Source organism: Catenibacterium sp. RTP21428st1_D7_RTP21428_210409 (genome assembly GCF_040227455.1).
GTDB lineage: Bacteria > Bacillota_I > Bacilli_A > Erysipelotrichales > Coprobacillaceae > Catenibacterium > Catenibacterium mitsuoka_A.
In genome coordinates this window covers 66875-78454 of record NZ_JBEHVX010000001.1, presented here as the reverse complement: position 1 = coordinate 78454, position 11580 = coordinate 66875, and the positions used below count along the sequence as shown (strand labels likewise).

Sequence of the window (11580 nt, the reverse complement as noted above, 5' to 3'; positions counted from 1 at the left end):
TCTCCTTATAAAGTGTGGTAACTATATAATACGATTTCTATGGACTTTTTTTACAAAAATTGAGAATAGGGGCCTGCAGCCACGCGAATTGGGATAAAGGGGCATGCCCCTTTATCCCAATTCCTTAATTCCAGTTTCATTTTACAATTGAGGTAGTAAAGAAATTTCAGTTTGACTGGTACTTTTTCTTGACGTAGTACCAGAACCATGAAATTATGACTAAAATGTTGAATCTCTATGATCAAACACTTCATTCCACATTAAACCTAGTGAATCTCGATGAATTTGGTAAAATTGTCCAGAAGATGTATGATGCGAATGTGATAGCGTTATTTCCTTCTATAGGTAATTTCTTCAGGGCTGAGTGTTTTAGACAGAACATGTTAGAAATAGGTAAGGATGTCACAGTAGAAAAACAGATTTTCTATCAAACAAAGGTGGCTGAAACATTAAAAAAAGGAGACCTCGCAATCGTGATCTCCCATGCTAATAGAACACCTCATGTAGAAGACTTCATCCGTGTGATGAATAAGAACCAGGTGACAACTGTTCTTATTTCTTCTACTAAAGAGAGTGAATTATCTAAACTCGTTGATTATCATCTCTATTTTGCATCGTATGAAGATTCAGAAGAAAAGATTGCTTCTTTTTCTTCAAGAGCTTCATTACAGTTCTTATTAGACTGTCTCTATGCATGCTATTTTAATAAAGATTATGAAAAGAATATAGACTATCGTATTGAACACTATATAGAACTCTCATAGTTCTGTGTTGTACTTAATATCATAGTCCCAAGAAGAATATATTCCTGCATGTTATCTACTTTGGTAATAGGCGGAATATATTTTTTTGGTATAAGAGTAGCCATTTCTTCATATAATGGGAGTACATGAGGAATAAAGTCACAATAGAATACAAGTTCCTCAGGACTTAATAAACTGATAATAGATACTAAATAACGGGCGACAACCTCAATACATCCTTCAGGAGACATACTGAGTGTCATTTTATCTTCTGTTAAATCTAAAGGAAGAAATTGTACTTCTCCTACTAAGTTATGCATACCATGTAGTAGGCAGTTATCCACAATAATACCTGCACCACTTATTGCATGTACAGGCTGGAATAAGAAAGCCAGTGAACTTACTTGATCCTGTGAAGAATAATAACCTACAGCTGCTGCATTGACATCATTACATATACATACAGGCAAATGATAACGTTCAGTGAGGACGTCTTCTAATCTCTCTGGTGTTTCCCATCCGACTAAACTTGTAGAAGACACATAACCATCATCAATAATACCTGGAGTCGCAATACCAATATAACGAATACGTGGATAATGAAGACGGGCAATATCTATAATGTCACAAACATCTTGAAGATTAACTACAGGTTTGATTACTTCGTTATCTAATAGTATTTCTTGATTCTTATCATATACACGATAAGCAACATGAATGGATTGTTTATTACGGAAAATAGAGAGAGCCAATGTCTTATGTTTAATTTCTACATCCAACATAACAGGTAAAGGAATCTTCTGATCAGATTGGTTCTTTTTAATCTCTAATGATTCTTTCACAAGTGTAAAGACGGCTTTTACATCATATTTCGCAAATACTTCAGGTGGTACATTTAAGACAATCTTATCTTTAAGAATATCACATGATTTAGCATGTAAATAAGAAATCTGTGGTGCTAAGAGAACTACATCATAATCCTGTGCTACATAGTATAAATTATTATAACCACTTGCTTCTGTTACATAAGGAAGACTCATTAATTTAGAGGCTTCATTCATCTTCATCGCAAAATAGCTAGTTGTTAAACCACCACTACAGCACAACAATATCTTAACAGTAGGTGTATCACCAATATGCTTCATATAATGAGTGAGTTCTCTAAATAACTTCATTGCATAATTCAATGTTTTCATCTGGAAATGTAGATAATATTCAGTCTCACCAGATTGTGTATTGGTTGCTTTAAACTCTATGATATTCAATGGATTAAAGACAATTTCAATATCGGCATGCTTATTATAGAAATGAATCTCTGTATAGTCTTCATTCACTTTTGTTTCAAAGTCAGGCACTTCCTGCAATAGAATCCATTTCGCAAAGAGTATTGTATAAATATCACTTAAGAAATCATCCATGAATATCACCTCCATGTCCATATTTTAACATACTCTCAATCCTTAAATACAGTAACGCCTGAAAAATGAAAAATATATATCATACAAACTAAATTAACGGTGATAGAAATGAAAAGAACCTTGCGAATGCAAGGTTCTAGATAGCCATCTCAAAGATGAATTTTGTATTTGTGATATTGTTTCCTGATAGACCACTATACTGGTCTTTTTCTTTTAACTTCTTAATTGTAGTCATATCAGTGATCTTTTGAATACCTTCCTGATCAAATAGACTCATTCCTTCAGATAAGCTTTTTGATCCAGTTACAAGTGTCTGGTATTGTTGAGACAGTTCATTCCCAGCTTGACTCAACTCTGATAAGCTAGAAGATAATGTCTCTAATTGTTTTGATACAGGACTTTGAGAGAGTAACTCTGAGAGTTGTTCTAAACTCTTCTTATTTTGTATTAAGCTTTCCTGAACATCTTCACTGATTGCTCTGTTTACTGCAGCATGCTTTTCATCAGTGAGATCAATCTTATTTATTTTAGATTGAATCAGTTCTGTAGGATCCTTCATAGAAGATATTAAGTTTTTAATCAGTGCCTGTGTAGACGCATCATATTGTTTAGAACCCTTTAATAATGCATTGGCTCCATCACTCACTTTAGACACATTGGACATATATGTATGAAGGTATTGTCCATACGTTGTACATCCTGCGAGTAATTGTGCTGAACCTTCTACTAACTTCTGGGCTGATTGATTTAATTGATTCGTTGTCTTTGTGAGTTCACTTAAGTCTAAATCTTTAAAGATACCATTAGTAAATACGGTACTCATATAGTCACATTGGAAGTTCTTGATCTTCATAGTCACTTCCATAGAATCCTTAAATGGTTCATAACCAGGAAAACTAATCCAATAATGGCTTGATAATCATCCATCAACATACTCTTCCCATTCTTCACTTCAATATCACTCACTGTTTCTTGAGGAAGAAGCATAATAGTAGTTGCTACGAAAGGAGTCTCAGTACTATTCTTATATTTAAATACAGCCTTTAATGTCCCTGTTTTACCTTTGATATCTGTCACTTTCTGTCCATCCAAATAATAAGTCACATCTACACCAACAGGAAGTGCTGCATCTAAAGTACCTTCATACTGAATACTATTCTTATTATTCTCTATCAATAATTGATGATCATTCAAGGTGATATTTTCATCACCCTTATTACTGATATCCTTTAATATAGTTGTATCTTGAATAAGATCACCTTCATTTATAGAAGGAATAGTTACTTCGGATTTAGTACTTTTTATTTCACCAGATGCTTTTGTCTTTACAGTAATTGTTTCACTCTTATTCACGGCTTCCTTTACATCATGTCCTTTTGTGGTTAAGACAACAGGTGTTTCTTCTTTAATAGTCTTTGTTTTATTAGTTTTTGTCTCTGTTGTACATCCTGTAAGCATGATACAACATAGTATCGCTATTAACTTCTTATTCATGCAAGTACCTCCTATTCCACATTCTTCAATGCATCCTGCATTGGAATCTTCTTAATCTTCTTATACTCAATCAACATCACTATAAAATAACTTATAAAACCAATAACAATTGTCTTTAAGAAAGTAAGGTTACTTACAGTTAGAGGCATCCATCCTGCCATCTCTTCTTTCATCATTGCCTCAAATATAGGCTTTAATATCACATAATCGAGTGGTACAGTGAGAAGAATAAACAAAGATACAATAATAGATGTCGATACAATATAAATAGAACTTACTTCATGATTGGTATAACCAAGAATCTTAGTCATAGAAATAGACTGTGCATTCTTTTCTATAATTGTTTTTGTAAGAAGATAAATAAGCACAATAAACATGATGACAGCCATTCCATAAAGTAAATAAGCCATACCGCCCATTGATACATTCAATTGTCGAGATACTTTACTTAATGAATCATAATCAATAGTTGTGCCTATATACTTTTCATTGATATCAGTAATAGGATTCTTTGAGAAATAACCAGAAAAATAATCATCATCTAAATCAAATAACTGATTCATTTTTTTCTGATTCATGAATATCGCAATCGCACCTGGATAGTTATATTCACCACTGACCTTTAATGTATACTTCTTATCTGTATACTCTGTCCTTAAGTGAAGTACATCGCCCTTATGGATATGATATTTATCTGCATAAGCACTTGATACATAAACACCATCACTAATAGAAACATAACAACTGTTCTTTTTTACTCCATATACAGTCACCGTATCCAAAGTATTGTCTTCTATCTTTAAGCTAAAAGCACTAAACTTCTCAGATGTCTTTTCTTCTGTTTCTATTCCCTTTGTGAAAGTATAAGCTTCTATCATATTAGAAAAGCTCTTTTCACTAGACTGCAAGCTTGCTGGTACTTTAAGAATATATTGATAATCCGCAAACATATTCTGTTTAATATTGGTTCCATAGGAATTAATAATATCTGGCATCGCAAGTCCAAATAATAAGATCATATTCGCAAACATTAATCCAATAAACATGACAAGATAATGGGCTTTATTCTGAAGAATAATACGTGTTCTAAAACGTGTAATAAAAGGAATACGTGTGGACAAAGGCATGACATGTGACTGTTTATGTCTCTATCTCTTCTTAAGAATTTAAGAGGAGATAGAGACAACTGTCTATTTAATATAAAGAGATTAATAATAAACATGAGTATAACAGGTACAACTGTTGTCTGAATAAAAGCACTTGCACTCCATACTGTTTGATAAGTCGTTAAACTATAACTGGCATAATATAAATTCGCCATAGTCGTTCTAAAATAGGTATAGCCTAGAATATTACCTATTAAGGCACTCATAAGTGTCACAATAATAGGAAGTGTCATATAGTGACTGATCAATTCTTTCTTTGTATAACCAGATGCAAGTAATGTCCCAATCACATTGGCTTCTTTCTGGATTGTATTGGTCATAGTGACCGCAAATACAAATGCAATAATCACAATCATGATATATAAGAGAAGTCTGACCATCACGCCATCACTACCCATATCATCACCAGTAAAATGAATGGTCTGATTCTCATATTGAGGAATATATTCTTCTAGATGTACTTCTTTATTTAATAACTTTAAGAATGATTCAGATTTCTTTTCTTCATTCTTTGGCTTATTTGCATAAAGCCATGAATAGCTATAGGTCATATGTGCTGTATCCCATTGATTAAATAAAGAAGGTTGTACAACAGCCACACCAAACTTGATGGCATCAAACATCGTATCGCTGTTATTCTCAAATAATGCGGAATAATCTGGTAAAGCCACTAAACCACAGATCTTTAATGAATGATTCTGACTCTTAATAGTATCCCCGATAGATAACTTGTTATTGACGGCATACATGCGATCTATCGCAATTTCTTTATCATTTTGAGGAAGTCTTCCTTTCATGACACATACTTTATTTACGCTTTGAGGTGTCGCAAAGATACGTAATTTATTTCCATTGATCAATGTTTCTTCTACATAAGAATGATCATAGAGATGTACACCGGCTTTAGAAATATTGATCAAAGACTGATTATTTAGTTTCTTATCTACATTAAAGTGACCATCTTCAATTGTATACTTCTCAAAACTTTCATTATCAGCTTTGATCATACTCTCATCTGCCACAATAAAACCCGATACAAGACCAATCATACCTGTCATCAATAAGAAGATGACAAGATACTTACTCCAGTCTTCTTTTAATTCACGTATAAAACGTTTATTTAATGGATTCTTCATACTACCAATCCACCTCATTGACTCGTTTACGATCTGTATTGATATAGTCTTCTTTAATTCTTCCATCATGTAATACAAAGATATGATTCGCAATATACTTAATAGATTCATTATGTGTCACCATGATGATTGTATTTCCAAATCTTTCATTAATATCACAGATTAACTGTAATATATCCTGTGAAGTACGATAATCGAGTGCGCCAGTCGGTTCATCACAAAGAAGTATATCTGGATTCTTTATGACTGCACGTCCAATTGCAGTACGCTGTTGTTGTCCACCAGATAATTGATTAGGTAATTTATTTTGATGCTCATATAAACCAAGTGTATGTAATAAATCATCAATATCCAAAGGCTTCTTACTTAAATAAGCACCTACTTTGATATTCTCTCTCACTGTTAAGTTAGGAATTAAATTATACATCTGGAATATATAACCTAAATGATCACGTCTATATTGACTTAATTTCTTCTCTTTCATTGTCTTTAAATGATGTTTATTAATAATAAGTTCTCCCTCATCTAAACTATCAATACCCCCAATAATATTAAGTAGTGTAGATTTACCAGAACCAGAAGGACCAAGCAATACACAGAATTCTCCTTTATTAATAGTCATATTAATCCCCTTTAATACATCAATATGGCTTTCTCCTTATCCAAAAGACTTTTTTAACCCCTTAATCTCTAAAAAAATCATAACATCTCCTCCTATGTTAGTATTACCTAACTATATTATAACCAAATAGTTAGCTCGTGCAAACTAAAAACTATGATATAATGAAGAAAAAATGAGGTACATATATGAATTATACAGAAGAAGAATTATGCACATTAGTAGATCAATTACCGGATATTCAATATAACTTACAAATGCCTGTGACTTCTATTAATCTATTAGGCTTAACACCTGATTTATTTGATGAAGAAGTCTATGAAATATTAAAGGATTTGAATACCCACAAAACACAGGTATGCCATAAATACATTTTTAATGGAACCCTTTTAAACAGACAATAGAAAGAACAAACAAAGATCCAAAATACTGTTTCCTGCAGATTATGGGTATTCAAATTAAAGGATTATTTTACTGAGCAGAAATACAATGTCCTTACAACATTCTTATATCATGATACATCACTTGATATGGCCGGTTATGCAGATGTAAATATTGTAGTATCAGTCAAAGGGTTAAAGATTGCTGAATTATTAAAAGAGAAGTATGGCACGCCTTATGTCGTAGGCTTTCCTTATGGGAAGTTCTCTTCTTATTTCTTTATGGCAGTTGAACAGGCATTAGAAACGGGCATTGACCAGATTCCTTATCAGAATTTCTTTAGACTACAGACAGAGCAGATGATTCAATTACACGGTGATCCTGTGATTATGAGTTCTATTGGTTTCTCTTTATCCCAACAATATGATTTTGGTTATCAAGTGATATCAGATAGAAAAGAAACATTAGGTACAGTAGATTTAAAGGATACTAAAAAAGATGATATCCAAGTCGATATCACCTTCCCATTACATGAATCTATATTTGATTTAACCATTCATGACTTGTAATACACAATTTTCTATTGTTTCTATTCCCTGATCATGAAAAGCATGAAGTAAATCTTCATCATAAGTTCCTGGCTGCATCCAGGCATACTTAATACCAAGCTCTCTCATCTCTCTGATATAAGTCATACCAATTGTTTTATTGACGACAAAAACAACAACATCTACAGGATACTCTATATCTATCAGAGATGTATACATCTTATCATTGTCTATTGTGTCATACTTAGGAGATATACCATAGACATGCTTACCTGCATTCTTTAAGCACTGATATAATTGATAGCTATACTTCTTGGGATCAGGACTCATCCCAATGATACAATAATTATTATAGATCTTTAAAATATCTCTTTCTTTCATCGTTCATCACCGTTTTCATTATATCATACCACCAACATTTTTGATTGAATTTTACACCATAATAATGCATTTGTGGTATAATGACAAACGCGAATTGATATGTTAATATAGACACGTATTAAATAAGAAAGGAAGGTCGTTTATAGTGTACGATATTATAGTTGTAGGTGCTGGCCATGCAGGTATTGAGGCATGTCTTGCTGGTGCAAGAACAGGAAATAAAACATTACTTATTACAAGCAACTTCTCTAATGCAGGAAGCATGCCTTGTAATACATCCATTGGAGGACCTGCAAAGGGCATTATTGTAAGAGAAATAGATGCACTTGGGGGACAGATGGGTAAAACTACAGATGCGACTTACCTTCAGATGAAGATGTTGAATACTGCGAAAGGCCCAGGTGTTCAGTCTCTTCGTGCACAGGCAGATAAGAAAGCTTATCCACGCTATATGCAGAAAGTATTAAAGGAACAAGAAAATCTTGATATTGTAGAAGCAATGGTAGAGGATTTGATTGTAGAAGGTGATGAGTGTAAGGGTGTTATCCTTGCAGATGGTACATGCTATGAATCTCATACTACAATTCTTACTACAGGAACTTATTTAAAGGCTGAAGTCCTTGTCGGTCATTCTAAGACTCCTAGTGGACCAGATAAACAGAAGGAAAGCTTATATTTATCAAGTAAGTTAAAGGATTATGGATTTAGAATCCAAAGATTAAAGACAGGTACACCACCTCGTGTAGAAATTAATTCTATTGATTATTCAAAAACAACAGTACAGCCGGGTACAGATGCGAAACTTTCATTCTCATATGAAACAACACATTTCACACCAGTAGAAGATCAGACTGTATGTTACTTAACATATACAACGGCAGAAACACATAAACTTATTAGAGATAATCTAGATAAATGTGCGATGTTCTCAGGACTTATTAAAGGTATTGGACCACGTTATTGTCCATCTATTGAGGATAAGGTTGTTAAGTTTGCGGATAAGGAAAGACATCAGATCTTCCTAGAACCAGAATCTAAGGAAATGAATACAATCTATGTACAGGGATTCTCTACATCAATGCCTCATGATATTCAGGAAAAGATGGTACATTCATTACCAGGACTTGAAAACTGTACTATTTTAAAATATGCATATGCGATTGAATATGATGCGATTGATCCATTACAGTTGTGGCCTAGTCTAGAAACAAAGGTTTTAAAGAATCTCTTTACTGCAGGTCAGATCAATGGTACTTCAGGTTATGAAGAAGCAGCAGGTCAGGGTCTTATTGCCGGTATTAATGCGTCTAAGAAGGTAAAGGGTAATAAACCTTTAATTTTGAAACGTGATGAAGCCTATATTGGTGTATTGATTGATGACTTAGTGACTAAAGGTACTAAAGAACCATATCGTATGTTAACAAGTCGTGCTGAATATAGATTATTATTAAGACATGATAATGCGGATGAAAGATTAAGAAAATATGGCCATGATGCAGGTCTTGTAAATGATGAAGTCTACTCACTTTATCTAGATAAAATGAATCGTATTCATGCTGAAATAGAACGTCTAGATACCATTCATTTCTCACCTAAGAGTGAAATCAATGACCTCTTAGAAGAGAAGGGCTCAACACGTTTAAAAGAAGGTGTAACTGCCCGTTCTATTCTTCAAAGACCAGAATTAGTCTATGAAGACTTATTACCTTATATTGAACATGTTGACTTAACTGAAGAAGAAATGAGAAGAGTCACTATTCTTATTAAATATAAGGGATATATTGAAAAAACATCAAGACAAGTAGAAAAAGTAAAGAATATGGAAGAAAAGCAGATTCCTGCAGACTTAGACTATGATGATGTATTAAACTTATCATTAGAAGCAAGACAGAAACTAAAGAAGGTCAGACCTGTAACTATTGGTCAGGCAACACGTATTTCTGGTATTAATCCTGCAGATATTTCTGTTTTACTTATTCACTTAAAAACACAATACGGAGATTAATATGACACAACAAGAATTTATTGTGAGCTTAGAAGAAAAAGGCATTGTGCTTTCAGAGAAACAGATTGAACAGTTTGAAAAGTATTATGAAATACTCGTAGAATGGAATGAAAAGATGAATTTAACCGCTATTACAGATAGAGAAGGTGTTTATTTAAAACACTTCTATGATTCTCTTACAATTGCGTTTGATTTCCCATTCTCTAATCAAACAATCTGTGATGTAGGTGCAGGTGCTGGATTCCCTTCAGTTCCACTTAAAATCGTTTATCCAGAATTAAATGTCACTATTGTAGATTCTTTGAATAAGAGAATCACATTCTTGAATCACTTATTTAAAGAATTAGAATTAGATCATATTCAAGCAGTTGCATCACGTGCTGAAGATTTCTGTAAAGATCATCGTGAATCATTTGATATTGTCATGGCACGTGCAGTTGCAAGATTAAATATCTTAGATGAACTTTGTCTCCCATTAGTGAAGAAAGATGGTTACTTCCTTTCATTAAAAGGACTCAAAGCCCCTGAAGAATTAAAAGATGCGAAGGGAGGCATAAAGGTACTTGGAGGAGAAGTGATGGATGATTTTACTTTTACTTTAAGTGATCAGAATGATCATCGTCATAACATCGTGATCAAGAAAGTGAAATCAACACCTGCAAAGTACCCAAGAAACTATGGACAAATTAAGAAGAAGCCTTTATAGAAAGAAAAAGAACGTTATTAAAGATGCTTATTGTTTCTTAGACATCAATGATATTGTTGCGAATAAGGAACAGCCAAGAACTCATTTTGAAGATGAGAAGATCCAGGAACTCGCTGAATCTATTATGCAGAATGGTCTCTTACAGCCTATCGTAGTCAGAGAATATGAAGGTAAATATCAGATTGTTGTAGGGGAAAGAAGATACCGTGCCTGCAAACTAGCAGGTATTACAGAAGTGCCATGTATCATTCAGGAACTTGATGACAATCAGACAGCCAATGCCGCATTAGTAGAAAATATTCAAAGAGAAAATCTTTCAGCAATAGAAGAAGCCTTAGCTTACCAGCAGATTCTAGATACACAGGGTTTAACTCAAGTCCAGCTCGCTGAAAAAGTAGGTAAGAAACAGTCTACAGTAGCTAATAAACTTAGACTCTTAAAGCTTCCTATGACAGTACAGGAATCAGTTAAGAAAAAAGAAATCTCTGAAAGACATGCCCGTGCTTTATTAAAACTAGAAGATACAGCACAACAAAATAATATGTTGAAGGAGATTCTTGAACAGAATTTAACTGTCGATGAAACAGAAAAAAGAATTGCGAAACTATTAACACCTAAAAAAGAAAAACCACGTGTACGTAAATTTTCTAGAAGTGTTAAAATCGCAATCAATACAATCAATCAGGCAGTAAAGATGGTCACTGATGCAGGAACTGATGTAGAAGAAAACATCGATGAAACAGATGACGAAGTCATCATTACTCTAAAAGTAAAGAAGTAGATCCTAATTATTAGGACCTACTTCTTTTTTAAATCTTTCTGGAATTCTATTATGGAACACAATATCCATAACTTCATCATAACTAAATTCATAACATTCATCTGTTTCAGTCACATGTATTCTTAATACATCACCTCTTTCTGCTTCTGTTAAGAATAAATATAAATTTTTCATTAATTCTTCCATAGGGTACCTCCTATAT

The 11580-nt window shown here is 33.3% G+C and carries 14 protein-coding genes; 6 read left to right on the top strand and 8 right to left on the bottom strand.

The window, feature by feature from the left end; translation table 11 throughout:
* The first annotated feature begins 215 nt into the window (after positions 1 to 215).
* Positions 216 to 764 (top strand): MurR/RpiR family transcriptional regulator, encoded by a 549-nt coding sequence (locus ABUA27_RS00400; RefSeq protein ID WP_349820023.1) that lies wholly within the window; start codon positions 216 to 218, stop codon positions 762 to 764.
* Here ABUA27_RS00400 and ABUA27_RS00395 read toward each other — a convergent pair.
* The 6 genes from ABUA27_RS00395 to ABUA27_RS00370 form a co-directional block, all read right to left on the bottom strand.
* On the bottom strand, positions 746 to 2161 hold the full coding sequence (locus ABUA27_RS00395) for an ROK family protein (protein WP_288835438.1): 1416 nt from the start codon (positions 2159 to 2161) through the stop codon (positions 746 to 748). The genes ABUA27_RS00400 and ABUA27_RS00395 overlap by 19 nt on opposite strands.
* A gap of 136 nt (positions 2162 to 2297) precedes the next feature.
* A complete protein-coding gene (locus ABUA27_RS00390) occupies positions 2298 to 3026 on the bottom strand; it encodes a hypothetical protein (RefSeq protein ID WP_349820022.1) in 729 nt (242 codons plus the stop codon).
* A complete protein-coding gene (locus tag ABUA27_RS00385) occupies positions 3017 to 3655 on the bottom strand; it encodes a hypothetical protein (protein ID WP_129980784.1) in 639 nt (212 codons plus the stop codon). Before ABUA27_RS00385 ends, ABUA27_RS00390 begins: the two co-directional genes overlap by 10 nt.
* 11 nt (positions 3656 to 3666) lie before the next feature.
* Positions 3667 to 4701 (bottom strand): ABC transporter permease, encoded by a 1035-nt coding sequence (locus ABUA27_RS00380; RefSeq protein ID WP_330041959.1) that lies wholly within the window; start codon positions 4699 to 4701, stop codon positions 3667 to 3669.
* Positions 4686 to 5957 carry an ABC transporter permease gene (locus ABUA27_RS00375; protein WP_287846426.1) on the bottom strand — a complete coding sequence of 424 codons (1272 nt, stop codon included), beginning with the start codon at positions 5955 to 5957 and terminating at the stop codon, positions 4686 to 4688. The genes ABUA27_RS00380 and ABUA27_RS00375 overlap by 16 nt, the downstream gene beginning before the upstream one ends.
* A 1-nt stretch (position 5958) precedes the next feature.
* Complete coding sequence (locus ABUA27_RS00370) at positions 5959 to 6585, bottom strand: ABC transporter ATP-binding protein (RefSeq protein ID WP_287968640.1); 627 nt, start codon at positions 6583 to 6585, stop codon at positions 5959 to 5961.
* Between the two features lie 179 nt (positions 6586 to 6764).
* Here ABUA27_RS00370 and ABUA27_RS00365 point away from each other — a divergent pair, with 179 nt between their 5' ends.
* Together ABUA27_RS00365 and ABUA27_RS00360 are read left to right on the top strand one after the other, a co-directional pair.
* A complete protein-coding gene (locus ABUA27_RS00365) occupies positions 6765 to 6980 on the top strand; it encodes a hypothetical protein (RefSeq protein WP_349820021.1) in 216 nt (71 codons plus the stop codon).
* A 126-nt stretch (positions 6981 to 7106) separates the two neighbouring features.
* Positions 7107 to 7526 (top strand): nitrogenase component 1 family protein, encoded by a 420-nt coding sequence (locus ABUA27_RS00360; RefSeq protein WP_349820020.1) that lies wholly within the window; start codon positions 7107 to 7109, stop codon positions 7524 to 7526.
* Here ABUA27_RS00360 and ABUA27_RS00355 read toward each other — a convergent pair.
* On the bottom strand, positions 7506 to 7886 hold the full coding sequence (locus tag ABUA27_RS00355; protein WP_129980785.1) for a CoA-binding protein: 381 nt from the start codon (positions 7884 to 7886) through the stop codon (positions 7506 to 7508). The two genes, ABUA27_RS00360 and ABUA27_RS00355, sit on opposite strands and share 21 nt — an antisense overlap.
* A gap of 145 nt (positions 7887 to 8031) precedes the next feature.
* On the opposite strand from ABUA27_RS00355, the gene mnmG reads away from it, so the two are divergent.
* Genes mnmG through noc form a run of 3 tightly spaced genes read left to right on the top strand, consistent with a single transcriptional unit; the run spans position 8032 to position 11378 of the window.
* Positions 8032 to 9891, top strand: coding sequence for a tRNA uridine-5-carboxymethylaminomethyl(34) synthesis enzyme MnmG (gene mnmG, locus ABUA27_RS00350; RefSeq protein ID WP_288835051.1), 1860 nt, complete (start codon positions 8032 to 8034; stop codon positions 9889 to 9891).
* A gap of 1 nt (position 9892) precedes the next feature.
* On the top strand, positions 9893 to 10597 hold the full coding sequence (rsmG, locus tag ABUA27_RS00345) for a 16S rRNA (guanine(527)-N(7))-methyltransferase RsmG (protein ID WP_006505089.1): 705 nt from the start codon (positions 9893 to 9895) through the stop codon (positions 10595 to 10597).
* Positions 10569 to 11378, top strand: a complete 810-nt coding sequence (noc, locus tag ABUA27_RS00340) for a nucleoid occlusion protein (protein ID WP_349820019.1) — start codon at positions 10569 to 10571, stop codon at positions 11376 to 11378. Before rsmG ends, noc begins: the two co-directional genes overlap by 29 nt.
* A 3-nt stretch (positions 11379 to 11381) precedes the next feature.
* Here the strand turns inward: noc and ABUA27_RS00335 are convergent, their stop codons facing one another.
* Entirely contained in the window at positions 11382 to 11564 is a 183-nt protein-coding gene (locus ABUA27_RS00335; protein WP_129980788.1) for a hypothetical protein, read from the bottom strand.
* Positions 11565 to 11580 lie beyond the last annotated feature (16 nt).